Source organism: Nocardioides sp. NBC_00850 (genome assembly GCF_045207335.1).
Lineage (GTDB): Bacteria > Actinomycetota > Actinomycetes > Propionibacteriales > Nocardioidaceae > Nocardioides.
In genome coordinates this window covers 3,764,086-3,788,373 of record NZ_CP108845.1, presented here as the reverse complement: position 1 = coordinate 3,788,373, position 24,288 = coordinate 3,764,086, and the positions used below count along the sequence as shown (strand labels likewise).

Here is a 24,288-nt window from a genome sequence, read left to right as displayed (position 1 = left end):
GCGCGAGCCTAGTTGCTGCGCGGACGCACCGATGCCCGCGGCCTACCCAGCTCGCTCGTCAGTACGTCACCGACCTGCTCGAGCCCGACGGGCTCCTCGACCAGCGCCGCCCATGGACGATCGGACGCGGCGAGGAAGCCGACCGCCTGTTCCAGGTGGCGAGGCTCGTAGTTGTGTACGCCGCTGACCGACCGCCAGCCCCGCACGATCGCCTCGGGGTCGACCGAGATCGCGCGCCCCGGCGAGACCGACCCCACCAGGACGAGGGAGCCACCGATGTCGAGCGCCCCGAGCGCCGCCTCCACCGCGGACGCGGCGCCGGAGAAGTCCATCGCCACATCGACCGGCGGAAGCGCCTGGCCCGCGGACAGCGTCGACGTCGCGCCGAAGCCGACGGCCAGGTCCAGCCGAGCGGCCTCGACGTCGCTCACCACGACCTCGGCCGCCCCGGCGTCGGCCGCGGCGGCGACCGCGGTGAGCCCGAGCATCCCCGCGCCGACCACCAGCACCCGCCTCCCGCGCAGCGAGCCGACCCGTTCCAGGGCCGCCATCACCGTGGCGGTCGCGCACCCGGCCGGCGCGGCGACCTCGTCGGCCAGGGTCTCGGGGACGGGCACGACCGCGGTGCCGGCGGGCAGGAGCACGTGGGTCGCGTACGTGCCCGACAGCGGCCAGGCCGGCTCGTAGGGCTCGTGGCCGAGCTTGCGCACAGAGCGGCACTTCGCGGTGAGCCCTCGTCTGCAGCGGTCGCATGTCCCGCACGAGACGGTGACACCCCAGACCACGCGCCGGCCGGTGCCCACGATGCGGCCGACGCCCTCGTGCCCGAGCACGCTCGGGCAGGCACCGGGACGCCGGCCGGAGACCGTGTGGTGGTCGGAGCCGCACACCGTCGCGAGGTCGATCTCGACCAGCGTCTCCCCCGGCCCCGGCGCCGGCAGGTCCACGGTCTCCAGCGTCACCTCGGCGCCACCGCGCCACACCGCGAGCCGTGCCATCAGACCGCGCCGACCTTCTTGCGCAGCCAGGCCGAGAAGAGGTCGATGACGATGATCAGGACGATCACCATGCAGACGTACGTCATCATCGTGTCGAAGTGGAAGCTGTCCACCTCTGTCTTGATGAAGAACCCGATACCGCCGGCTCCGACCGTGCCGAGGATGACCGAGCTGCGTACGTTGGTGTCGAAGCGGTAGAGCAGCAGACCGAGCAGCGACGGCATGACCGCGGGCAGCACGGCGTGCGCGGCCGACTGCGCGGGCGAGGCTCCGGCCACGCGGAGCGCCTCGACCGGCCCCTGGTCCACCTCGTCCATGGCCTCGGACCACAGCTTGCCCATGACCGCGACGTTGTGGATCGCCAGCGCGATCACGCCCGGGAAGGCACCGAAGCCGACGGCGGCGATGAACATCAGCGCATAGACGGTCTCCGGGACGGCCCGCAGCACCGACATCACCGCGCGGCCCAGCAGCCACAGCGGCACGAACCGGTTGGTCGTACGCGAGGAGATGACCGCGAACAGGAGCGCCACCGGTATGGACAGGGTCGTGCCGAGCAGGCCGATCCAGATCGTGAGCAGGCAGTACTCCAGGCCGGGCCGGATGGTCTCCGACCAGCGCAGGTCGAGCGGGAAGGCACCGTCCTGATGGATGGTCTTGCCGTTCGGGTAGGTGCGGTCGACCCCGAACAGGAAGTTCCACAGGCCCCGCCAGCCCTCGAGCAGCTCCTTGGGCGAGGTGTTGGTCTGCACCGCGGCGTACCAGTGCACGAGGATCAGGGCGATCGTGATGGCCGCCGCGATGGCGATGCCGGACGGACGGAAGCGGGGTGGGATGTCGAGGCGCGGTTCAGGCGCTTTGGTCAGGCTGCTCATGCGGGCACCCCGATCTCGGCGGCTTCCAGTGCTTCCAGGGCGGGCCGGTAGAGGCCGGCCACCGTCTCGTCGGTGACCTCGGCGCTGCTGCTGTCGAAGACCAGCCGACCGCCGGCCAGCCCCAGGATGCGGTCGGAGAAGCGGCGCGCCAGGTCGGGCTGGTGGAGCACCGCGGCCACGGCGAGGCCGTCGTCGTCGGCCAGCGAGCGGAGCAGGTTCATCACCTGCTCGGAGGCGGCCGGGTCGAGCGCCGAGACCGGCTCGTCGGCGAGCAGCACCTTGGCGCGCTGGCACAGTGCGCGAGCGACGGCGACCCGTTGCTGCTGGCCGCCGGAGAGGCGACCCGCCTTCTCCCGGGCCCGGTCGGCGAGACCGACCCGGTCCAGGCAGGCCATCGCCTCGGCCTGCACCTCGCTCGGGAAGGCCAGCACCGACCAGGACCGGCTCAGGCCTAGCCGCCCGAGCGCTCCTGCGCAGACGTTGTCGAGCACGCTGCGACGGGGCACCAGATGGATCTTCTGGAAGACCATCGCCACCGTCGGCACCGCCTCGCCGGGCTTGGCTCTGACGCCGTCGACGGTGATCGTGCCTCCGTCGGGTCGCTCCAGACCGACCACGCATCGCAGCGAGGTGGACTTGCCGGAACCGTTGGCTCCGAGGAGGCTGACCACCTCCCCGGAGGCGACCTCGAAGGCCAAGCCGTCCAGGATCGTCTTCTCCCCGAACGCCTTCCTCAGGCCGTCGATACGCAGCATCACAGGTCGTCCGTGGTCAGGTCGAGGGCCTCGGCGAGGTCGGTCACCGGCTGGTAGTCCTCCTCAGTGACCGCCACCAGCGCCGGCTTGCCGGCGGGCGGGGTGAAGTCGAGGTACTCGCCGATCTTTGCAACCGAGTCGGCAGGCAGGTTCAGCAGCGCCTCCTGGACGGCCTCGGACACCTCGGGAGTCATGTTCGGGCCCGCCGCGATCGGGTCGTTCAGGATCGGCTCGGACTTCCAGATCTGGCGGAAGGCCGACTCGTCGAACTGGCCCTCGGCCGTCGCCGAGGCCAGGGTCTGGCTGTTGATCTCGGCGGCGTCGACCTTGCCGTTGACCAGAGCCAGCAGCGCCTCGGTGTGGCCACCGGCGTACTCGGCCGTGACGTCCTTCTCGATCCCGGCGTCGATGAGCGCCTTGCGCGGCACCGCGTCACCGGAGGTGGAACCGGACTCGGACAGCGCCAGAGTCGTGCCAGCGAGGTCCTCGACGGACTCGATCGGTGAGTCCTTGGGCACCCAGATGCCACCGGTATAGGCGGAGACCTTGCCGTCCTCGCCCGCGAACGAGGCCAACGGCGTGGCGCCGGCCTGCTTCTGGGCGAAGACGTAGCCCAACGGCCCGAACTGGCCGATGTCGAGCTTGCCGTTCTGCATGGCCAGGATCTCGGCGACGTACGTGTCGGAGATCTGCACCTCGACCTCGCAGCCGAGCTCTTCGCCGAGGGCCTTGCCCAGGGTCTCGTAGACGGGGATCAGGTTCTTGGGGTCCTCGAAGGGCTCGACGCCCATCGTCAGGGTGCCGTCGGGGCAGATCTGGTCGGGTCCGACATCGCCGCCGGCGGCGGCCTTGTCGGTCGTCGCCTCGCTGCCGCAGGCGGCCAGGGCGAGAGTCAGTGTCGCGGCGCCGGCGAGGGCGGTGAGGGAGCGCAAGGGGGACATCTTCGGTTTCTCCTGTGATCAGAACAACTGGTCGAGGACGGTGGGCGCGAGGCCCAGTGCGGTGGTCATGCCGATGCCCGACGTCACCGAGACGACCCGGAGGCCCGGGAACGGCTCGGTGTCGAGGAAGTCGGTCCGCGGGGAGTCCGCGTAGACCCCTCGCCAGCGACGTCGGACGGTGAGCGGAGCCCCGAGCAGCCGCGCCCCTTCCCGCAGCACCAGCTCGGCGACGTGCTCGTCGTCGAAGGGCAGGTGGGTGCGGTCGTAGTGGTGGGTGTCGCCCAGGACGATCGAGCCGGGTCTGCCGCCGCTCCCGGGACGCTGGGTGAGCATGAGGTTCATGACGACGTCGAGGAGCTCGGGCGCGGTCGCCTCGAGCTGTGTGCGTACGTCGGCGGCCGCCGTGGTCTCGGCGAACCCGCCGTAGCGGAGCATCGAGAGTCCGGTCAGCACCGCGGGCCCGATCTCGACATCAGCCGGAGGCGCGACCTCGAGCATCTGCAGCCGGCAGCGGCGTACGGCCGCCTCCTCGGCGACCTGCGGGAAGAGCCGGTCGATGTCATGGCCGGCGGCGTGGACGACCCGGGCGGAACGGATGGTTCCGCGGCTGGTGCGGACGTCGATCGTGTCGGCGCCCGGGTCGATGGCCCCGACATGGGTCGCCCAGCTGAACCGAACGCCCTCGGACTCCAGCCACGCGGCGATCGCCGGCAGCGCCTCGCGCGGGTCCACCCTGAGGTCGAGCGGCAGGTGTGCGCCGCCGAGGACCTCCGCGGTGGCCGGCGGGAACAGCTCGCGGGTGGCGTCGGCGTCCAGCAGGCGGGCCTGCTCGGTGCCGCGGATGCCCGCGAACTCCTCGAGGACGGCCATCTCGGCCTCGGTCCGGGCGACGACGACCGTGCCGGCCTCACGGAGACCGAAGCCCGCCTTGGCGGCGAGGGCGAGCCAGTGCTCACGGGCCGCGAGGGCATAGGCCAGCGCCGGGCCCGACTGGGCGGTGGCGCAGATGTGCCCGAAGTTGCGGATCGAGGCGCCGACGGCGCGCTCGTCCCGCTCGATGACATGGACCTTCAGGCCGCGCGCGAGCCCTTCGACGGCATGCGCGAGGCCGACGATCCCGGCACCGACGACGACAAGGTCGGCGGCACCGTCGGGTGTGGTCGTGTGAGTTGGCACGGCCCGAACACTTCAGTCTCGCGGCAGCCCCGGTCAACAGTCCCGATGAACATGTACATACAAGTTAACCGGTCGTTTTCCTGCGCACCGTTTGGTCCTCTGAGCGTTTTCCGGGCGTTCACGAATCGCTTCATCACACTTGTCTGATCAAGTTGTAGCCTGCTGCCCATGAGTAGCCCGCTGCACGTCCAGGTCGCCGAGGCCATCCGCGCCCGGATCATCGCCGGCGAGCTGCCGACCGGCGCCCCGATCCCCTCCGAGGCGCAGCTGTGCGAGCAGTTCGGCGCCTCCCGCGGCACGATCCGTACGGCGCTGGCGAGCCTGCGCCGCGAGGGCCTGCTCAGCGGCGGCCAGGGGCGTCCGCCGACCGTGCGCGACACCGCGCTCGGGCAGCCCTTCGAACAGCTGATCTCGTTCAGCGCGTGGGTGCAGCAGATCGGCCACACCCCCGGCCAGCGCACCATCGAGGTCGCCCGGCGCGGCGCCACCGCCGCTGCCGCCGAGGCGCTCGACATCAGTGAGGGCGACCCGGTGGTCGACGTGCTCCGGCTCCGTCTGCTCGACGGCCAGCCCGCGATGCTGGAGCGCAGCACCTTCGTCGAGCGCGTCGGGCGGCTGCTCTTCGACTTCGACCCCGACACCGGCTCGCTCTACGGGTATCTGACGGCCGCAGGCGTCGACCTGCACGCCGCGCGCCACACCATGGACGCGGTCGCGGCCGACGAGACCGACGCCGACCTGCTCGACATCGCGGTGGGCAGCCCGCTCCTGCGAGAGCGCCGCCGAGCGACCGCCACCGACGGCACGCCGCTGGAGTACGCCGACGACCGCTACCGGCCCGACCGAGTCACGTTCACCATCGACAACGCCCGCCCGTCCGCGGCGGGGATCCGCACCGACGTACGCATCCTCAAGGAGATCTCGTGACCGCCTACGACCCCGCCAACCGTCTCGGGCTCCGCTTCGATCTTGCCGCCCTCGACATGGCCGGCACCACCGTCGACGAGGGCGGGCTGGTCTACGACGTGCTCGAGTCGACCGTTGCCGACGCCGCCGGCGAGCCGGTCCCCCACGACCTGCTGCTGCAGTGGAAGGGCACCTCGAAGTGGGAGGCGATCCAGGGACTGCTGCGCGGGCTCGGCCAGGACCCGACCACCGCCCAGGTCGACAAGATCTTCGACGGCTTCGGCGAGCGCCTCGTCACCGCCTACCGGGAGACCCCGCCGCAGCCGTTCCCGGGCGTGCCCGAGATGTTCGCGACGCTGCGCTCGCGAGGCGTCAAGGTCGCGCTGCAGACCGGTTACTCCACCGAGATCGCCGCCGCCATCCTCGACGGCCTCGGCTGGACCGTCGGCCCCGGCCCGGAGTCGACCGTCGACGCTCTCGTCACCTCCGACCTCGTCGCCGCCAGCCGCCCCGCTCCCTATCTCGTCTTCCACTGCATGGAGGCCACGGACGTCCAGGACGTACGCCGCGTGCTGGTCGCCGGCGACACCCCCAACGACCTCGGCGCCGGCACCAACGCCGGGGCCGGCTTCGTCGTCGGCGTCGCCACCGGCTCCTTCACCCACGACCGGCTCGCCACCGAGCCGCACACCCACCTCCTTCCCTCCACCGCCGACCTGCCGACCCTGCTGTGAGGCGCTGCGCGGAACGTCGCCGGGCGACCAGGGGTAGCGTCGAAGCATGATCCTCGCCTGCCACACCCTGATCTACTCCGACGATGTCGAGGCCACCCGTGGGTTCCTCAAGGACGTGCTGCGACTCCCGCATGTGGATGCGGGTGAGGGCTGGCTGATCTATGGGACCGGACCGAGCGAGCTCGGCGTGCACCCGACCGGCGGGGTCCATGACGGGAATTCCTACTCCTCGCCGCGGCAGCACCTGATCTCGTTCGTCTGTGACGACATCGAGGAGACGAAGACCGAGCTGGAAGGGCGAGGAGCCAGGTTCAGCGGCGAGATCGCGGACCACGGGTACGGACTCGTCGCCATGGTGCAGGTGCCCGGTGCCGATGACATCCAGATCTACCAGCCACGGCACCCGACGGCGTACGAGGCTGGAGAAGAGTTTCGCGCTTGACGCAACGCAGACCAAGGCAAAGACTGGCCACATGGCTCTGACCAAGAAGCAGAAGACGATCCTGACCACCGGCGCGCTCGTGGCTCAGGCGGCGGTCGCTCCGGTGATCCTTCGGGACCTGCAGACACGCTCGGACGACGAGATCCGCGGGCCGCGGACCCTGTGGCGGCTGTGGGGCAGCACCAACCTGCTCGGCGCGGCGGTCTACTGGTTCTACGGCCGCAAGCCGGCCGCCGCCTAGGCCCTCGCCACGCCGCGAGGCTCGGTGAGGAGCCGGATCGCGAAGATCAGCTCCTCGACGTCGGCGAACCGGCGCAGGTCGCACCCGGTGCGCTCGGCGATCCGCTCGAGCCGGTGGTAGGCGGTGTTGACGTGGACGTGAAGACGCTCGGCGGCCAGCTTGGCGTTGAGGTCGCAGGCGACGTACGCCAGCATGGTCTCGATCATCACGGAGTCGCGCGCGAGGTCCTCCTCGACGAACTGGCGCAGCGCCGGGCGCACCAGGCGGCGAGCGGTCGGATCCTCGCGCAGCACGAGGTAGTCGATCGTCGAGATCATCGGCAGCGCCACCACGCCCGGATCCGCACCGAGGACGTCGCGAGCGATCGCGGCCTCTGAGTACGCAGCCGGCGCCGCACCCAACCCGGTGTGCACGGTGCTGGCGCCCACGGCCAGCTCGAATCCCTCCCGGGCGAGCTGGCGGTAGATGCGTCTCAGGTCGGGCACGATCGTCCTGACGTCGTCGGTGGCGACGGGCAGGATCCCGACGAGCTGCTCCTGGCGGATCACCGTGACCCCCTCCCGCGCCGGGCCCAGCACGGTGCGCACGTGCCGCAGCGCCTCCCGCAGGCTCCGTCCCGGGCGAAGCGGCCGCACCGGCACTGCGACCAGGACGACGATCCGGTCGTCGGGTTCGAGCCCGCACCGGCGGGCCACCTCGAGCATCGGGCCCGGCCGGGCCCCGCGCCCGGCGAGCAGGTCCTCGACCAGATCCCGGCGGATCCGGTCGCCCTCGGCGAGCTCGACCTGGTGGGCGGCGAGGTAGGCCTCCGCCGCGACCGTGCTGCCGACCTCGATCACCTGCATCACGTGCGAGGCCACCGGGAGCGCCGCGCGGCTGGTCTCCGGGTCGGCGGCAGCGATCTCGACGATGCGCTCCCACAGCGCCACCTGGCCGATGCGGAACGCCTGCAGGAAGTCGGCGAGCGCGACCCCCTGGCGAACCCGGCGCGTCGCCTGGTCCACGGTGAACTGGAAGTCCTCGCGTACGGCCGCACGTCCCTCCTCCAGCGTGGTGAGCACCGCGAGGAAGACGGCCTCGGCGTGATCGCCGACCTCCTTGCGCAGCTCGGGATCGGGGCTGACGGCGTAGGCCGGCACCTGGTCCCAGTTGTGCTTGAGGAACAGCTCCACGGTGTGCGGAAGGTCCTCCCTGATGCCCGCGACGATGCGTTTGATCGGCTCCATGCTCATCGCGCTCCCTCGGTGTTTCGCTGGCGGTTGCGGCGTCAACCAGATCAACGCGCGAGTGTGGCGACAGTCACGCTCCAACGGGTTTGTGATCTGTCTCCATCCGCGTTGTCGCGCCCTCACACATTTCTCGACGCGCCCTTCCCAACCGAGATCTGGCTGGTGAATGGTGCTATGTGTCGGGGGTCACAAAACTCGGACCCTGCCCAAGCCAGGAGTGATTACACATGGGGACGCACAACCCGGAAGGCCCTGCTCGGGTCTCCAGACGATCGTTCGTCGGATACGTCATCGGCGGTACGACGCTGATCGCAGCCGCAGACCTGGGCCTGGCTCCTTCGGCCGCCCACGCCGCACCGATCCCGTCGGTGCCACAGGTCCCCGAGGTCTACGACCTCAACGACTTCCTCACCCATTGCGCGATGCCGACGTCGAACCTGATCGCGATCGAGGTCGACGAGAAGGGGCACGCCCACTTCGCCCTGCCGCGGATGGAGGTCGGCCAGGGCATCACCACGGCCGTGGCCATGCTGATCGCCGAGGAGCTCGAGCTCCCGGTCGACCACGTGCACGTCACCCTGGCGCCGGCCCGTCCCGAGCTGCTCTTCAACCAGCTGACCGGTGGGTCCAACACGATCATCTCGGTCTACACCCCGGTCCGGGTCGCCGCCGCCATCGCCCGCAAGGCGCTGCTCGAGGCCGGCGCCATCCTGCTCGGGACGACGGTCGCCCAGCTGGTCGCCAAGGGCGGCGTGATCAGCGTCCCCGGTGGCTCCTCGGTGACGTACGGCGAGGCGGCCGCCAAGGCGGCAGCGCCGACGACCGAGAAGGTCGAGGTCCAACTCAAGGAGACCTCCGAGCACACCGTCGTCGGCAAGCCCCATCGCCGCGTCGACGCACGCGACGCCGTCACCGGCAAGAAGAAGTTCGCGATGGACCTCGACGTCCCCGACGCGCTGCCCACGATGGTCTGCCGCGCACCCGAGCTCAACGGCACGCCGGACTCGATCAACAACAAGGGCGACGTCGAGACGATGCCCGGCGTCACCCACGTCGCGATCATCCCCACCGGCGTCGCGGTCCGGGCCAAGACCTTCGGTCAGTGCATCGACGCCGTACGCGCGCTGGACGTGACCTGGAACTCCGGCACCGTGACCACGATGTCGGCCAAGCACATCAAGGCAGAGCTCAAGGCCGGGCAGATCCCGCTGGCGGTGCCGAAGATCGGGGCGACCTCGGTCGACGGCGAGTTCACCTTCCACTTCCGCAGCGGCTCGGCCCTCGAACCCAACTGCGCGGTCGCCGACGTACGCGACGGCAAGGCCACCATCTGGGGCGGACTCAAGTCGCCGATCACCGCCCAGGAGAAGATCGCCGCGGCCCTCGACCTGCTCCCGACCGACGTGACGGTGAACGTCGTCCAGGGCGGTGGCTCCTTCGGCCGCAAGCTGTTCTTCGACGCCGCTCTCGAGGCCGCGCACGCATCGAAGGCGTTCGGCGCACCGGTCAAGCTGATGTGGCACCGCGCCGACGAGCCGCGCCAGGGTCGGGTGCACCCGATGGCGGTCTCCCAGATCCGGGCGACCGTGCTGGCCGGCAGCATCCTCACCTTCGAGCAGCGCCACGCCAGCGTGGCCTGCGACTTCACCCATGGGCTCGGGGAGCGGCTGACCGCCGAGGTGGCGGCGCTGCCGACCGGCTTGTCGAACCTCAGCTTCTCGGAGACGATCTTCATGCTCGCCACCGAGCTGCCCTACAACTTCGGGGTCGTCACCCAGCTGCTCAACGAGCCCAAGCCCGCCGTTGACCGGTTCAACACCAGCTCGGTGCGCAACATCTACTCCCCCGACGTCGCCACAGCCAGCGAGCTGATGGTCGACCAGCTCGCCAAGAAGCTGAAGCAGGACCCGGTCGCCTTCCGGCGCAGGTACCTCAAGAGCGACACCGTCAAGCGTGTTCTCGACCGTGCCGCCGAGCTCGGCGACTGGGGCCGCTCGATGCCCGCCGGCACGGCGCAGGGCATCGCCATCCACAAGGAGTACAAGGGCGCCACCGCCGTCCTCGTCGAGATCGACTGCCGCCCCGAGACGGTCAACCGCGAGGTGCGCGACGCCGTCACCGGACCGCGGGTCACCAAGGCCGTCGTGGTCGCCGACGTCGGCCTGGTGATCAACCCGGCCGGGGTCAAGGCCCAGATGATGGGTGGCTTCTCCGACGGGATGTGCCAGGCGCTGACCTACGGCAACCACCTGGTCGACGGTCACTTCCTCGAGGCCAGCTGGGACAACTCGGCCTACACCCGGCAGTGGAACGTGCCGTTCGAGTTCGAGTGCGAGGTCATGGAGTCGCACGGCAGCCAGCCGGGCGGTGTCGGCGAGGCCGGTGTGGCCGCCTCGATGGCCGCCGTCGCCTGCGCCTACACCCGGGCCACCGGCAAGATGCCGACGGAGTTCCCGATCAACTTCCACGAGCCGCTCCACTTCGAGCCCAAGTCCTTCATCCCGTCCGTTCCCGAGTCGCCGACCGACGGCCTCGCCTACACGTTCTGAGGTCTTCGATGCCTTCTCACACCTTCCAGCTCAACGGCGAGACCGTCACCGTCGACGTCGAGGACGACGTACGCATCCTGTGGGTGCTGCGCGACGTCCTCGGCGTCACCGGCCCGAAGTACGGCTGCGGCATCAACGTCTGCAAGGCCTGTACGTCGCACATCAACGGCAAGGCGTTCAACCCGTGCTCGGTGCGCGTCGCCGACATCGGGGCCGACGACGAGATCACCACCATCGAGGGCCTCGCCGACACCGCGCCGGGCGACGGCCTGCACCCGATGCAGGAGGCCTGGCTCGAACACGACGTCGCCCAGTGCGGCTACTGCCAGCCCGGCCAGATCATGGCCGCCGTCGCCCTCGTGAACAAGGTCCGCAAGGAGGGCCGCGCCATCACCGAGGCCGACCTCGACGCGATCCGCAACGTCTGCCGCTGCGGGACGTACTCCCGGATCCGGGAGGCCATCAAGACCGGACAGGACGCGATGGCCCGGGGTCTCTAGCCTCGGTCAGTCTCCGGAGAGCTCCTGCTCGATCCGCTCGACCTTCGCGGTGAGCTGGCCGGTGTAGCCGGGCCGGATGTCGGCCTTGAGCACCAGCCCGACCCGCGGGGAGACGACGGCGACCGCGTCGACGCACTGCTTGATGACACCCATGACCTCGTCCCACTCACCTTCCAGGTTGGTGAACATGGCGTTGGTCTCGTTGGGCAGTCCGGACTCGCGGACGATGCGGATCGCCTCCGCGACAGACGCGGCCACCGAACCATCAGGGTCGTCGGTGGTCGTGGGGGCGATCGAGAAGGCGACGAGCATGTCGAAACACTATCCAAACGTTTCGGCGGCCTGCATATAGTGGCGCCGCCGGGGGCCGAAGGTGCACCGCCGGCGGGAAGGAACCGATGAGTGAGGGACTCGACCGGCTCGCTGCCACGCTGGGCGTGCCGGCCACGCGGCTCGCGCCGCTGGAGGCGTACGACGACCAGGAGCTGGGCCGGTTCGACGATCTGGTCCGGGGCGCGATGGTCGCGGAGGACAAGGCGTTCGACGCCTCTCTCGACGAGGCGCTGAAGCTGGTGCCGAAGATGCTGCGCGGGGTCGTCCAGAAGATGCTCGGAGGTGGCCGATGACCGCCCTGACCAGCGCGCTGGAGATCACCAAGCTCGCCCACGAGATGCACGTGGACGAGTCCGAGCTCGCCTTCCTCGCGACCACCTCCCCCGATGACCTCCGCGACCTGCGCGGGATCGTCTCGCACGCGATGTTCAGCCGTCACGAGTCCCGGGTGAAGGGGCTGGCCGCGGTCAGCAAGAAGCTCCCGGCGGCCGTCACCGCGAAGATCACTGAGATCGCGATGGGCCCCATGCTCAGCGCCCGGGTCGCGGCGGTGATGGACCCGGCCGACGCCGCCAAGCTGGCCGGCCACCTGAAGCCGGAGTTCCTCGCCGAGCTCTCGGTCCACCTCGACCCGAGCCGGGTCGGGGCGATCATCGCGAAGCTCGACCGGGCGCTAGTCGTCGACGTCGGCCGCCGGCTCCTCGCCGACGGTCACGTCCTGACCCTGGCCAGGTTCACCGGCGTCGTCGGCCCCGAGACCTCGCTCCAGGTGATGGACGGCGCCACCGGCCCCGAGATCCTCCAGGTGGCGCTCTTCCTCGACGACACCTCGGTGCTCGACCCGATCCTCGCCGGCCTCTCCGACGAGACCCTGGCCGAGGTGGTTGCCGCCACCGGCGACCACGGCGAGGCGGCCGACGCGCTCCTGGCTACCCTCAGCGAGGACAGCCGCGCCAGGATCGCCTCGCTGACCTGAGCCGCCTCCAGGTACGACGGGGAGATCGGCATGGGTTACTCGCCGGTAACCCCTGCCGATCTCCCCGTCGTAGCCGGCTCTAGTCATCCGGCTCGCCGGTGCAGGATCCTCGACCGCTGCTCCGATGTCAGCGCACGTCGTTCCTCGACCGTTGTGGTCGGGACCCACCAGGCGGGCGGTGTCACCGTCCAGCGACGGATCGGGTCGCGGCCAGCCCGCCGGCACGCGTCCAGGGTGCGCCGCAGAAAGTCAGCGTGGTCGCGGCGATCGGCGGCGACCATGGTCACGTACTCGAGGCCCAGGCGACGGAAGGACCCCTCGCGGCGGATGTCCTTGGCTCGCTGCCTTCCTTCGAGGTGGAGCGAGCCGTCGTACTCGCCGACCACGCCGTGGTCGAGGTCGAACAGGTCCGGCGTACCGATGTGGTTGCCGGCCTCGTCGAACACCGGATGGTTGCTGACGAGGTTGACCAGGCCGAGGTCGCGCCACAGCAGGCGCATCTCGGTCTCCATCGGTGACCAGGTGTTCTCGTCACCGAGTGCGATGGCCTCGCGGCATCGACCTACTCCGGTCCAGCCGGACAGACGGGCGACGTACGTCTCGGCCTCCTGTTTCGACACCAGGTCGGACTGCGCAGCGAGGTCGAAGATCTTGACCGCCTCGACCAGGGTACGAGCGAACCTCATCTCGAAGCAGACCGACCGCAGCGGATGTGTGACCGCCAAGCCGTCGACGACCCGCCGATCATCGACCTGGCGCCGCTCCGCCGTGATGAACGCGCCCGGAGGCGGGTCTACGCGATGATCGTCCACGAGTAGCGGCACCGGAAGCTCGCGGTCGACGCGAAGTCCTGAGATCGTCGAAGGGCCGACGCCGTCGAACTCGACCGCACCGAGCCAGCGAAGCGCCGCCCACCCGGTCACGGCATCGTCCGCACCAAGACCCATCGCGGCCTCGACGATCCGCTGCTCCGCGGTGTCAGCAGCGAACCTCGCAGGCAGATAGTGGCCGCGACTCGTCCGCCGCCACCCCTTGCCGGCCGCCTGGCCGCGGGTCGGCCCGAGCGTCCCGGCACGATCGATGCGCACAGGACGCACGAGCCCCGGCCTGCGTACGTGAAAGGCCGGCGGTTCGAAGAGCTCGGTGGGAACGGGCATGCCGAGATCATCACCCGATCCGAAATACCCTGCAGAAGTTATCCACAGGCCTGCCCGGCTTCGGATACGACGGGGAGTTCTGCAGGGGCTACCGGCGGGTAGCCCCTGCCGAACTCCCCGTCGTACCGACAAATGCGGAACGGCCCGCCACCCACTCGGGGTGACGGGCCGTTCGTCAGGTCAGACTCAGGCGTTGACCAGGCTGCGCAGGACGTACTGCAGGATGCCGCCGTTGCGGTAGTAGTTGGCCTCACCGGGGGTGTCGATGCGGACGACCGCGTCGAACTCGACGCCCGTGTCGGTGGTGACCTTGACCGTCTTCGGGGTGACACCCTCGTTGAGCGCGGTGATGCCGGAGATCGAGAAGGTCTCCTCACCGGTCAGGCCGAGGCTGTCGGCGTTCTCTCCCTTGGGGAACTGCAGCGGGATGACGCCCATACCGATCAGGTTGGAGCGGTGGATCCGCTCGAACGACTCGGTGATGACGGCCTTGACACCGAGCAGCGAGGTGCCCTTCGCGGCCCAGTCGCGCGAGGAGCCGGAACCGTACTCCTTGCCGCCGAGGACGACCAGCGGGGTGCCGGCCGCGGCGTAGTTCTGCGCCGCGTCGTAGATGAAGCTGACCGGCGCGTCGGGCTGGGTGAAGTCGCGGGTGTAGCCACCCTCGGTGCCCGGGGCGACCTGGTTCTTGATCCGGATGTTGGCGAAGGTGCCGCGGATCATGATCTCGTGGTTGCCTCGGCGCGAGCCGTAGGAGTTGAAGTCCCGCTGCTCGACGCCGTGCTCGATGAGGTACTTGCCGGCGGGCGAGTCCTTCTTGATGTTGCCCGCGGGGCTGATGTGGTCGGTGGTGACCGAGTCGCCCAGCTTCAGCAGCACGCGAGCACCCTCGATGTCGGTGACCGGGGCCGGGGCCTTGGCCATGCCGTCGAAGTAGGGCGCCTTGCGGACGTAGGTCGACTCCTCGTCCCAGGTGAAGGTGTCACCGGTCGGGGTCGGCAGGTTCTGCCAGCGCTCGTCGCCCGCGAAGACGTCGGCGTAGTCCTTCGTGAACATGTCGGAGGAGATCGCGGTGGCGATGGTCTCCTCGACCTCGGCCGGGGTCGGCCAGATGTCCTTGAGGAAGACGTCGTTGCCGTCCTGGTCCTGACCCAGCGGGTCCTCGAACAGGTTCAGGTTCATGTTGCCGGCCAGGGCGTAGGCGATGACCAGCGGCGGCGACGCGAGGTAGTTCATCTTCACGTCGGGGTTGATCCGACCCTCGAAGTTGCGGTTGCCGGAGAGGACCGAGACGACGGCGAGGTCGTGCTCGTTCACCGCGGCGGAGACCTCGGGGATGATCGGGCCCGAGTTGCCGATGCAGGTCACGCAGCCGTAGCCGACCAGGTTGAAGCCGACCTTCTCCAGGTAGGGCGTGAGGCCCGACTTGTCGTAGTAGTCGGTGACGACCTTCGAGCCCGGCGCGAGCGTGGTCTTGACCCACGGCTTGCGGGTCAGGCCCTTCTCGACGGCCTTCTTGGCCAGCAGCGCCGCGCCGATCATGACCGACGGGTTGGAGGTGTTGGTGCAGGAGGTGATCGAGGCTATCGTGACCGCGCCGTTCTCCAGCTCGAACTGCTGACCGTCGGCCAGGGTGACCGGGATCTTCGCGTCGGTCGCCTTGGAGGTGTACGTCGGCAGGTGACCTTCGAAGGAGGTCTTGGCGTCGGTGAGCGAGACGCGGTCCTGCGGGCGCTTCGGGCCGGCGATCGAGGGGACGACCGTGGAGAGGTCGAGCTCGAGCTTCTCCGAGAAGCGCGGCTCGGCGGCCGGGTCGTGCCAGAGACCCTGCTCCTTGGCGTACTTCTCCACCAGCGCCAGCTGCTCCTCGGAGCGGCCGGTGAGTTTGAGGTAGTTGATGGTCTCCTCGTCGACCGGGAAGATCGCGATGGTGGAGCCGAACTCCGGGCTCATGTTGCCGATGGTGGCGCGGTTGGCCAGCGGCAGCGCGGTCACGCCGTCGCCGTAGAACTCGACGAACTTGCCGACCACACCGTGCTTGCGCAGCATCTCGGTGATGGTGAGCACCAGGTCGGTCGCGGTCGAGCCCTCGGGCAGGTCGCCGTTGAGCTTGAAGCCGACCACGCGCGGGATCAGCATGGAGACCGGCTGGCCGAGCAGCGCGGCCTCGGCCTCGATGCCGCCGACGCCGAAGCCGAGGACGCCCAGGCCGTTGACCATGGTGGTGTGGGAGTCGGTGCCGACGCAGGTGTCGGGGTAGGCCTGCAGCTCGCCGTCGACCTCACGGGTGAAGACGGTGCGGGCCAGGTGCTCGATGTTGACCTGGTGGACGATGCCGGTGCCCGGCGGGACGACCTTGAAGTCCTCAAAGGCGGTCTGGCCCCAGCGCAGGAACTGGTAGCGCTCGCGGTTGCGCTCGTACTCGATCTCGACGTTGCGCTCGAAGGCCTCCGGGGTGCCGAAGACCTCGGCGATCACGGAGTGGTCGATGACCATCTCGGCGGGCGAGAGCGGGTTGATCTTGGTCGGGTCGCCACCGAGCTCGGCCGCGGCCTCGCGCAGGGTGGCGAGGTCGACGATGCAGGGCACGCCGGTGAAGTCCTGCATGATCACGCGCGCCGGCGTGTACTGGATCTCCTTGTCGGGCTCGGCGGTCTCGTCCCAGCCCGCGAGCGCCTTGATGTCGTCGGCGGTGATGTTCGCGCCGTCCTCGGTGCGCAGGAGGTTCTCCAGCAGCACCTTCAGCGAGAAGGGCAGCGACGCAACGTCGAGGCCCTCACCCTTGACCGCATCCAGGCGGAAGATCTCGTAGGACTTACCGTCCACGTCCAGGGTGCTCTTGGCACCGAAGCTGTCCTTGCTGGCCAACGCGTTCATCTCCTTGCTCGCGTCCACAGTGACGTACGAATTCAAGTCTTTGAGGCCCATCCTGCCCCGGCTACCTACGCCGGGAAAACAAAGGCTCACCTAACCTTTTGCGACGGACTCGCCGTCGATCTCTTGATATCAAGATACATGATGTCGAACGACATTTCGAATCACCCCCGGCGCGCCGTGTTGTGACCACCGCCGCTGACAGCGATCCTCGGATGCTCCATGATTGGTCCGACCGGATCTCGGCGGGCCGCTACTCGTCGGGCACTAGTGATGCGAGGAGAGCCTTGAGCACCCTGATCGCCGTCGTGGCGCTGGTGATCGCCGTGGCCGCCGCCGCTGTCGCCTGGCGCCTTCGGCGCGCCAACAAGGCGCTGCGTGCCGAGACCATCGGTCTGCTGTGGCGACTGGAGCAGGCCGACATCTCGGCCCCGCGCACCGCCTACGCCGAGCTCCCGCCCGAGGACCGGCTGCTGAGCATCCGCATCCTCAACCCGCTCGAGCTGGCCTCGGCCCAGACCAAGGCGGCGACGATGCTGCACAAGGTACGTCCGGCGCTGCTCTCGAAGATGGTCTACGACCAGGCCGCCGAGTCACTGCGCGAGCGGCTCGCCGACGAGGGCGTGGTGGCGGAGGTCAAGGTCCATGCTGGTCGCTAGCCTCGCGCTGCTCGGTGTGCTCGGCGCCGGTGTCGTCGTCGCTCTCGCCTTCCTGGAGCAGCGTCGTCTGGAGCGGGCCCTGGAGGACGTACGCCTCGCGGACCTGAAGGCGCGCACATCCCTCGCCGAGGCCGAGCGTGCCGCCGACTGGCTCGGCCCCATCACCGACCCGATCACCGCACCCTTCGCGGAGGCGACCCGGTCGGTGGCCGGGGCACTGGCTCGCGTGGTGCCCTACTCCGGGCGCCGTACGCCGCGCGTGCTCAACGCGATGCCGGCCACGACGACCGGTGAGCTGCTCGGCACGCTCGGGCCGCACCTGGACGAGGCCGTCCTGGACCGCCGGCAGCTGATCACCGACCTCTCCGAGGACCCGACGATGGCGATGCGGGTCATCACCGACGACGCCAGTCGCTAGTCCAGCGTCTTCAGCCGCTCGCCGAGGCGGGCCCGCTCGTCTTCGGTGAGCGGCACCTCGAGCTCCTCGATGTAGGCCATCACCTCATCGAGCCCGATCTCGCGGTGCTCGGTCTCCTCGCCCTCGCGGCGGATGGTGACGGTGTTGTGGGTGAGGCTGAGGTGTCGGTCCTCGAGGAGCTTGGTCGCGATCATCCGGTGACGGAAGTGCACCGTCGGGTGGGTGCTGGTGTAGTGGTGGCCGAGCGCGACGTCGCTGGGCACCACCAGCGCCTCGTCGTGGGTGTGCATGAGGTCCCAGCCATCGTCCTTGGCCCGCTCCAGCGCCCAGCCGTGCTCGCCCCACCGCACCCGGTGGGTGATGCCCCGGACCTCGTCGACCGCGCCGTCGACCAGCGGGATCGGGCGCCAGACGCTCAGCCCGAACCCGGGATCTGCCAGCAGCCGCTCCCCGTCCAGATCGACGACGACCACCAGATGCGTACGCCCCGCAGCAGTCGGGTCGGTGCCCACCCGCGCGAGCCGCCGCTCGACGGCGAAGCCCAGCCGGTCCAGCACCGCCGCGAACAGCGTGCCGTGCTCGAAGCAGTAGCCGCCTCTCCCCCGACCCACAAACTTTCCCTGCACATCAGGCAGGTCGACGCCGGGATGCTGGTCGAGCAGCACGTCGATGTTGTCGAAGGTGAAGGTGCGCAGGTGGGCGTCGTAGATCTCCTCCAGCGCCTCCCGCGACGGGCCGGGCGGCTCGGTCACCCCGATCCGGCCCAGATACGCCGTCAGGTCGAGCCGGTCGGTCCCCCACAGGTCATCACTCACAGGATGAATCTGTACCGGCATCTCGCCATACCCGCAACGGACTATGTGTCCGTGAGGGCCGCACCCGCGTCACCGACATGCGCGCTCGGCGGCACCCCGTACTGGCGCCGGTACTCCCGGCTGAACTGCGAGGCGCTCTGATACCCGACCGCGTGCGCGACCCCGGTGACGTCGCCGGCCCGCGCCGCGAGGATCACTCGCGCCTCATGCAGGCGCAGCTGCTTCTGGAACCGGATGGGGCTCATGCCTGTCACCGTGCGGAAGGTGCGATGGAAGGCCGACTCGCTCATCCCCGCCATCCGCGCGAGCTCCGCGACCGAGACCGGGTCGGCGGGGTTGTCCCGGATCCAGCGAACCGCCCTGCCGACGTCGTGGAGGCGGCTGTCTGCCAGACCGAGCTGCCGCACCGTGGCGCCCTGCTCCCCCGTCATCAGCCGCCACAGGATCTCCCGCTCGATCAGCGGAGCCAGCACCTGGATGTCCCGGGGGCGATCCAACAGTCGCAGCATGCGGACCGCGGCGTCGATCAGATCCTCGTCGGCCGCGCTCACGGCGAGCGCGGGCGCGGCATCGCTCGAGCGGCGCCAGATCGGCTCGGCCGCAGAATCGAGCAACAGCTCTGCGATCACCGATGACCGCAACCGCAGGCCGAAGCCGAGCGCGGGGTGCCGCACGCTCGCCTCCGTGTAATGACCTCTCACCGGGAGGTCCAGGGAGGTCACCAGGAACTCACCGGGGCCGTACTCATGGACCCGGTCGCCGACAGAGAGAGTCTTGCGCCCCTGAGCGATCAGGGCGAACACCGTGCCGGAGAGAGACACCGCCGCCGGATCACCGGGACCGGTCACCATCGACACCAGAACGCCCTCCGCGGCGGTCCTCGTCCCCCGCCGGGCGTGCCGGGCGATCAGGCTCCGCAACTGCTCCATCGACATGTGGACAGTGAACCAGGTGACATGCCGGTTCGTGCCTCACCAAGCAGGATCAGGCAAGAGGTGAGGAGGATCCGTCTACCTCTGAAGCGCTCCGGACGGTTGGCTGGATGACAACTCATCCAACCGACCAGAGAGACCGACCACATGTCCGCATCATCAACGCCCACCGTCCCCGTCGCCGTGGTCACCGGCGCCAGCTCCGGGATCGGACGTGGCGCCGCAGTCCAGCTCGCCCTTCGTGGCACCGGAGTCGTCATCACCTACAACCGCAACCCCGACGGCGCACACCAGGTCGCCGACGAGATCACCGAGCTCGGCGGCGTCGCCGTCGCACTCCCGCTGGACATCGTCCGCCCGGAGTCCTTCCCGGCGTTCCGCGACCGGGTCAGCGAGGCGCTGTCCGAGCACTGGCAGACCGATCGCCTCACCGCGCTCGTGAACAACGCCGGCGTCGGCGGGGTCCCGTTGATGTTCTCCGACACCACCGAGGAGCAGTTCGACGCCTTCATGCAGGTCAACCTGCGTGGTCCCTACTTCCTCACCCAGGCGCTTCTGCCACTGCTCGCGGACGGTGGGGCGGTCGTCAACGTCACCAGCAACGCGACCGGGGCCGGGCTCACACCGGGCTACTCGGCGTACGCGATCTCGAAGGGTGGCATGGCGACGCTGACCCGCTATCTGGCCAAGGAGCTCAGCCCGCGCGGGATCCGGGTCAACGCCGTCTCCCCCGGCGTCACCCGCACCCGGCTCGGCGATGACGCGTTCGCCAAGCATCCCGAGATGATCCCCGCGATCGCCGGACAGACGGCGCTCGGCCGGATCGGCGAGCCCGAGGACGTCGGGCTGATGATCGCAGCGCTGGCCTCCGAGGAGGGACGGTGGGTGACCGCCCAGGAGATCGAGGTCTCCGGCGGCTACAACTTCTGACTGGCCCGGCCCCGCGGCCGGACTCAGCGGTTCAGGAATCCGTGGGCGATTGGCCGACCCGGGAGCTAGGCCTGGCCTGCGTCGTGCACGACGATCGCGACCTGCACCCGGTTGACGACGCCGAGCTTCGTGAAGAGGCGAGACACGTGCGCCTTCACGGTCGCCTCGCTCATGAACAACGACGCTGCCACATCTGCGTTGGACGCGCCGGAGCCGACCGCGAGCGCCACCTCACGCTCGCGATCGGACAGCGCGGCCAGTCGATCCGCGGCAGACCTGCGCCGGTCCGAGGCCTGGGCGTCACCGACGTGCGACAGCAGCGTGCGGGTTACTGACGGCGAGAGCATCGCCTCGCCCGAGGCGACCAGGCGTATCGCCCCCACGATCTCAGCCGGCGGGGTGTCCTTGAGCAGGAACCCGCCCGCGCCGGCACGCAGGGCGCTCATCACCTGCTCGTCCGCCTGGAAGGTGGTCAGCACGATCACGTGAGGCGGTGGATGCAGCTGGCGCAGCGCAGCGGTGGCGGTGATGCCGTCCATCTCCGGCATCCGGATGTCCATCAGTACGACGTCGGGCCTGTGCTGGCGGACCGCAGCAACCGCGCGGACGCCGTCGGACGCCTCGCCGACCACCTCCAGGTCCGCGGCCGAGGACAGGATCGTTCGTAGCCCGGCTCGTACCAAGGCGTCGTCGTCGACCAGCAGAACTCGCATCCTCACCACCGCAGCTCGGCGTCGACCACGAAGTCGCCTGATCCGTCTGGCCCGTGCACGAGCGTGCCGCCGGCGAGGGTGACACGTTCCTGGAGCCCGAGGAGACCGGCGCCGGAACCCGGAAGCTCCGGCCGGGCATGCGCATGAACGGGCAGTGGGTTGCTGACACTGACATGCAGCCCGCTGCCTGCCGCACCACGAACACGCACCCGCGCCGCCGTGCCGCGGGCGTGCTTGCCGATGTTGGTCAGGGCTTCCTGGACGATGCGATAGGCATCTCGGCCCAGTGCGCTGGGCGCGGTGTGGGCTCGGTCGACCCGCATCTCGAAGTCGATCTTCGCACCGGTCTGCCGAGTCTCCTCTACCAGGCGAGGGATGTCCGTCAGCGTCGGCTGCGGTACGGCTGCTGCGACCTCGTGGCCGGGCTCCGCGCGCAGCACCCCGATGACACTGCGTAGCTCATCGAGAGCCTGGCGGGCCGTCGAGCGCAGCAGCACGGCAGTCTCACGCACCTTCTCCGTCGGCAGATCGGGCCGGACTTCCAGGCCGCCAGCGTGCAGGGCGATCAGCGAGATCCGGTGCGCGAGTACGTCGTGCATCTCGCGGGCGATCCGGGTTCGTTCGGCCATACGTGCGTTCTCGGTGCGCACGTACTGGTCGGCCTCCGCATGCAGCGCACGCTCGCGCAGGGTGTGCAGGAGCTGACGTCGGGCACGGACGAACATCCCCCAAGCAGTGGCCGCGAGCACCATGGCGAGGGCCAGGAGCAACACCGTCGGTGCGTCGGTCCGTCCGCTGTAGATCGCGTAGCCGATGGCCTGCGGGATCCACAACACCGCGACCAGGAGCACCTGCCGGACACTGCGGTGCACCGCCAAGGAGGAGAGCGCGAGGAGGCCGGCGATGGTCGCGGCCGCCGAGAACACACCGAGCACGACACAGAGGAGCGCGACACCGAGCGGCCAGCGGCGTCGCCACCACAACGCGAGGCAGCAGATGGCCCCGCACACGGCGTCGACGATGAGTTGTGAGCCGGTGAGCGGACGGACGGTGTCGTGCACTCCTTGGATCAGGATGAGTACGCCGAACGTGACCGCGACGAGGAACCCGACGGTGTCGACGACCCAGTCGCGCGCCGTACGGGGACCAACCCTGTCCAGCAGTGCTGGATCGAACTGTGCCGCCAGTGACACCGGCATCAGCTGCTTGGCCCAGATCATTCGTGGCCTGACATGACCTCAGTATAGGCGGCCCGTTCGCGCCCGTGACACCGACGAAGGTCGACGCGACCCCGCGACGAAAGGCGTCATTCGCTCGGGCTCGCGAGCTCATTTCGGAGGTGCGATCGTAGCCCGCCGCCCGATGTGCGAAGACCTGTCCAGCGGCCACGCTTGCCGACATGATCACAACAACCGCTCTCACGAAGAGCTACCGCAATGCCCCCGTCGTACGTGATGTCTCTCTGCACTGCGAACCCGGCACCATCACCGGCTTCCTGGGCCCCAACGGCGCGGGGAAGTCCACCACCATGCGGATGCTCGTCGGTCTGGCTCGACCCGACCGCGGGACGTCCTTGATCGCCGGTCACCCCTTCGTCGAGCTGCCCAACCCCACGCGAGTGGTCGGGACGTTGCTCGACCCGTCGGCGATGCACGCCGGACGTACCGGTCGCGCGACCCTGACCATCGCGGCGCGAATGGCTGGTGTGTCGACCGATCGGGTTGACGAGCTGCTGGACCGCGTCGGACTGGCAGATGCGGCCGACCGACGAGTGGGCGGCTACTCCCTCGGCATGCGGCAGCGCCTGGGGATCGCCCAGACCCTCGTCGGCGACCCGCACGTGCTGATCCTGGACGAGCCGGCGAACGGGCTGGACCCCGAAGGTATCGCCTGGATGCGCCGGCTGCTGCGCGACTTCGCCGACCGTGGTGGCACCGTCCTGCTCTCCAGTCACCTGTTGCACGAGGTGCAGGCGACCGCCGACCATCTCGTCGTCATCTCCCAGGGCGCGGTGGTCGCGTCCGGCCGGATGGACGAGCTGCTGGCCAGCTCGAGCCTGTTGGCGCGCACGGACGACCCGAAAGCCCTCGCCGCAGCCCTCCGCGCCGCCCGTGTGGACTACGTCGCCGGTCCGGACCAGACGTTCGTCGTCGACGTGGTCGGCGGTGCCGTGACCACAGAGGCGGTGGCGCGCATCGCGTTCGAGAAGCAGGTGCTTCTCACCGAGCTGCGCCACTCCGACGCGGGCGGTCTCGAACAGCTCTTCTTCTCACTCACCGCCGCGGACGCGGCACCAACCCAGGAGGCAGCAGCATGACCACCACGATGACTCGACCCCTCGGCACCGCCGACTCCACGTCCCCGGACGTGATGTTCCCCGCCATCCCGTTCAGCCGTCTGCTCCGTGTCGAATGGGGCAAGGCGACCGACACCCGAGCCTCGCGATGGTTGCTCGCCGCGGTCGCGGCGTCGACAGTCGGCCTCATGCTGGTGCCGATCGTGTCGCCGTCGAGCATCGAGCAGTCCTACACGAGCTACCTCGGATTCGCGGCGGTCGCCCTGAGCATCCTGCTGCCTGTGGTGGCGATCCTGACCCTGACGAGCGAGTGGAGCCAGCGCACCAACCTCACGACGTTCACCCAGGAGCCGCGGCGCATGCGGGTCGTCATCGCCAAGATCGTGGTCTCCCTGATGCTTGGTGTCGGTGCGGCGGTGTTCGGCGCGCTGGTCACCGCTGTGGGTCTCGGCGTTGCCGCAGCGTCAGGTCGGACGCTGGAGGCCGACCTCAGCATCGGCCTCGCGGTGGCCTTCCTGGCCTACGTGCTGCTCAACATCATGACGGGCGTGGCGCTCGGTGCGCTGGTGCACAACTCGGCGGCCGCGATCGTCGCCTCCTTCGTGCTGCCCATCGGGTTCGCGCTTCTGGGCACGGCATCGCAGGTGGTGGCCAACTGGCTCGACTACTCGACCGCCTTCAACTGGCTGCTCAACGGCCAATGGTCCGGCCACACGGCGCAGATCCTCGTCGCCGTGGCCCTGTGGGTGGCGGCGCCGCTGGCCGTCGGCCTCGTCCGCACGGTGCGTCGCGAGATCAACTGACGCACGAACTCCCGCCCCACGTTGCACGCAGCCGCC

At 69.5% G+C, this 24,288-nt stretch carries 26 protein-coding genes; 13 read left to right on the top strand and 13 right to left on the bottom strand.

Annotated elements, in window-relative coordinates; genetic code table 11:
• Positions 1-8: 8 nt before the first annotated feature.
• The 5 genes from OH802_RS18375 to OH802_RS18355 are packed head-to-tail and all read right to left on the bottom strand — an operon-like array spanning position 9 to position 4,745.
• Positions 9-998 (bottom strand): zinc-binding dehydrogenase, encoded by a 990-nt coding sequence (locus tag OH802_RS18375; protein ID WP_406020808.1) that lies wholly within the window; start codon positions 996-998, stop codon positions 9-11.
• Positions 998-1,873 carry a phosphonate ABC transporter, permease protein PhnE gene (gene phnE / locus OH802_RS18370; RefSeq protein WP_406020806.1) on the bottom strand — a complete coding sequence of 292 codons (876 nt, stop codon included), beginning with the start codon at positions 1,871-1,873 and terminating at the stop codon, positions 998-1,000. The genes OH802_RS18375 and phnE overlap by 1 nt, the downstream gene beginning before the upstream one ends.
• Positions 1,870-2,628 carry a phosphonate ABC transporter ATP-binding protein gene (locus OH802_RS18365; protein ID WP_406020804.1) on the bottom strand — a complete coding sequence of 253 codons (759 nt, stop codon included), beginning with the start codon at positions 2,626-2,628 and terminating at the stop codon, positions 1,870-1,872. The genes phnE and OH802_RS18365 overlap by 4 nt, the downstream gene beginning before the upstream one ends.
• Positions 2,628-3,569 (bottom strand): phosphate/phosphite/phosphonate ABC transporter substrate-binding protein, encoded by a 942-nt coding sequence (locus OH802_RS18360; RefSeq protein ID WP_406020802.1) that lies wholly within the window; start codon positions 3,567-3,569, stop codon positions 2,628-2,630. Before OH802_RS18360 ends, OH802_RS18365 begins: the two co-directional genes overlap by 1 nt.
• Before the next feature lie 18 nt (positions 3,570-3,587).
• The gene (locus OH802_RS18355) at positions 3,588-4,745 is read right to left on the bottom strand and encodes a TIGR03364 family FAD-dependent oxidoreductase (protein ID WP_406020800.1); all 1,158 of its coding nucleotides are present in this window, start codon (positions 4,743-4,745) and stop codon (positions 3,588-3,590) included.
• A 168-nt stretch (positions 4,746-4,913) separates the two neighbouring features.
• Between OH802_RS18355 and OH802_RS18350 the strand changes: the two genes are divergently transcribed.
• Genes OH802_RS18350 through OH802_RS18335 form a run of 4 tightly spaced genes read left to right on the top strand, consistent with a single transcriptional unit; the run spans position 4,914 to position 7,068 of the window.
• Positions 4,914-5,672 (top strand): GntR family transcriptional regulator, encoded by a 759-nt coding sequence (locus tag OH802_RS18350; protein WP_406020798.1) that lies wholly within the window; start codon positions 4,914-4,916, stop codon positions 5,670-5,672.
• Positions 5,669-6,385: a phosphonatase-like hydrolase gene (locus OH802_RS18345; protein ID WP_406020796.1), complete on the top strand. Its 717-nt coding sequence runs from the start codon at positions 5,669-5,671 to the stop codon at positions 6,383-6,385. The genes OH802_RS18350 and OH802_RS18345 overlap by 4 nt, the downstream gene beginning before the upstream one ends.
• A 46-nt stretch (positions 6,386-6,431) precedes the next feature.
• Positions 6,432-6,827 (top strand): VOC family protein, encoded by a 396-nt coding sequence (locus tag OH802_RS18340; protein ID WP_406020794.1) that lies wholly within the window; start codon positions 6,432-6,434, stop codon positions 6,825-6,827.
• A 31-nt stretch (positions 6,828-6,858) separates the two neighbouring features.
• A complete protein-coding gene (locus tag OH802_RS18335) occupies positions 6,859-7,068 on the top strand; it encodes a hypothetical protein (RefSeq protein WP_355230830.1) in 210 nt (69 codons plus the stop codon).
• Here OH802_RS18335 and OH802_RS18330 read toward each other — a convergent pair.
• Positions 7,065-8,300 carry a PucR family transcriptional regulator gene (locus OH802_RS18330; protein ID WP_406020792.1) on the bottom strand — a complete coding sequence of 412 codons (1,236 nt, stop codon included), beginning with the start codon at positions 8,298-8,300 and terminating at the stop codon, positions 7,065-7,067. The two genes, OH802_RS18335 and OH802_RS18330, sit on opposite strands and share 4 nt — an antisense overlap.
• Positions 8,301-8,524: 224 nt before the next feature.
• Between OH802_RS18330 and OH802_RS18325 the strand changes: the two genes are divergently transcribed.
• Together OH802_RS18325 and OH802_RS18320 are read left to right on the top strand one after the other, a co-directional pair.
• The gene (locus tag OH802_RS18325) at positions 8,525-10,846 is read left to right on the top strand and encodes a molybdopterin cofactor-binding domain-containing protein (protein WP_406020790.1); all 2,322 of its coding nucleotides are present in this window, start codon (positions 8,525-8,527) and stop codon (positions 10,844-10,846) included.
• 8 nt (positions 10,847-10,854) lie between these two features.
• On the top strand, positions 10,855-11,346 hold the full coding sequence (locus OH802_RS18320) for a (2Fe-2S)-binding protein (RefSeq protein WP_350658667.1): 492 nt from the start codon (positions 10,855-10,857) through the stop codon (positions 11,344-11,346).
• Between the two features lie 6 nt (positions 11,347-11,352).
• Here the strand turns inward: OH802_RS18320 and OH802_RS18315 are convergent, their stop codons facing one another.
• Positions 11,353-11,658 carry an MTH1187 family thiamine-binding protein gene (locus tag OH802_RS18315; RefSeq protein WP_406020788.1) on the bottom strand — a complete coding sequence of 102 codons (306 nt, stop codon included), beginning with the start codon at positions 11,656-11,658 and terminating at the stop codon, positions 11,353-11,355.
• 86 nt (positions 11,659-11,744) lie between these two features.
• On the opposite strand from OH802_RS18315, the gene OH802_RS18310 reads away from it, so the two are divergent.
• Both OH802_RS18310 and OH802_RS18305 read left to right on the top strand, forming a co-directional pair.
• On the top strand, positions 11,745-11,972 hold the full coding sequence (locus OH802_RS18310) for a hypothetical protein (protein WP_406020786.1): 228 nt from the start codon (positions 11,745-11,747) through the stop codon (positions 11,970-11,972).
• Complete coding sequence (locus OH802_RS18305) at positions 11,969-12,655, top strand: hypothetical protein (RefSeq protein ID WP_406020784.1); 687 nt, start codon at positions 11,969-11,971, stop codon at positions 12,653-12,655. Before OH802_RS18310 ends, OH802_RS18305 begins: the two co-directional genes overlap by 4 nt.
• Positions 12,656-12,738: 83 nt before the next feature.
• Here OH802_RS18305 and OH802_RS18300 read toward each other — a convergent pair whose 3' ends face one another.
• Positions 12,739-13,812 (bottom strand): hypothetical protein, encoded by a 1,074-nt coding sequence (locus OH802_RS18300; protein ID WP_406020782.1) that lies wholly within the window; start codon positions 13,810-13,812, stop codon positions 12,739-12,741.
• A 186-nt stretch (positions 13,813-13,998) separates the two neighbouring features.
• A complete protein-coding gene (gene acnA / locus OH802_RS18295) occupies positions 13,999-16,689 on the bottom strand; it encodes an aconitate hydratase AcnA (protein WP_406020780.1) in 2,691 nt (896 codons plus the stop codon).
• A gap of 284 nt (positions 16,690-16,973) precedes the next feature.
• On the opposite strand from acnA, the gene OH802_RS18290 reads away from it, so the two are divergent.
• On the top strand, positions 16,974-17,345 hold the full coding sequence (locus tag OH802_RS18290) for a hypothetical protein (RefSeq protein ID WP_141804792.1): 372 nt from the start codon (positions 16,974-16,976) through the stop codon (positions 17,343-17,345).
• Positions 17,332-17,763 (top strand): hypothetical protein, encoded by a 432-nt coding sequence (locus OH802_RS18285; protein WP_406020778.1) that lies wholly within the window; start codon positions 17,332-17,334, stop codon positions 17,761-17,763. The genes OH802_RS18290 and OH802_RS18285 overlap by 14 nt, the downstream gene beginning before the upstream one ends.
• Here OH802_RS18285 and OH802_RS18280 read toward each other — a convergent pair.
• A complete protein-coding gene (locus OH802_RS18280) occupies positions 17,760-18,578 on the bottom strand; it encodes an arylamine N-acetyltransferase (RefSeq protein WP_406020776.1) in 819 nt (272 codons plus the stop codon). The genes OH802_RS18285 and OH802_RS18280 overlap by 4 nt on opposite strands.
• A 41-nt stretch (positions 18,579-18,619) precedes the next feature.
• Positions 18,620-19,513, bottom strand: a complete 894-nt coding sequence (locus OH802_RS18275; RefSeq protein WP_406020774.1) for an AraC family transcriptional regulator N-terminal domain-containing protein — start codon at positions 19,511-19,513, stop codon at positions 18,620-18,622.
• Between the two features lie 144 nt (positions 19,514-19,657).
• Between OH802_RS18275 and OH802_RS18270 the strand changes: the two genes are divergently transcribed.
• Complete coding sequence (locus tag OH802_RS18270; protein WP_406020772.1) at positions 19,658-20,440, top strand: SDR family NAD(P)-dependent oxidoreductase; 783 nt, start codon at positions 19,658-19,660, stop codon at positions 20,438-20,440.
• A 65-nt stretch (positions 20,441-20,505) separates the two neighbouring features.
• Here OH802_RS18270 and OH802_RS18265 read toward each other — a convergent pair whose 3' ends face one another.
• Positions 20,506-21,153, bottom strand: coding sequence for a response regulator (locus OH802_RS18265; protein ID WP_406020770.1), 648 nt, complete (start codon positions 21,151-21,153; stop codon positions 20,506-20,508).
• Positions 21,154-21,155: 2 nt separating this feature from the next.
• Positions 21,156-22,373, bottom strand: a complete 1,218-nt coding sequence (locus tag OH802_RS18260; protein WP_406020768.1) for a sensor histidine kinase — start codon at positions 22,371-22,373, stop codon at positions 21,156-21,158.
• A gap of 179 nt (positions 22,374-22,552) precedes the next feature.
• Here OH802_RS18260 and OH802_RS18255 point away from each other — a divergent pair, with 179 nt between their 5' ends.
• Together OH802_RS18255 and OH802_RS18250 are read left to right on the top strand one after the other, a co-directional pair.
• A complete protein-coding gene (locus tag OH802_RS18255; RefSeq protein ID WP_406020766.1) occupies positions 22,553-23,470 on the top strand; it encodes an ABC transporter ATP-binding protein in 918 nt (305 codons plus the stop codon).
• Positions 23,467-24,252, top strand: coding sequence for a hypothetical protein (locus OH802_RS18250; protein ID WP_406020764.1), 786 nt, complete (start codon positions 23,467-23,469; stop codon positions 24,250-24,252). The genes OH802_RS18255 and OH802_RS18250 overlap by 4 nt, the downstream gene beginning before the upstream one ends.
• Positions 24,253-24,288 lie beyond the last annotated feature (36 nt).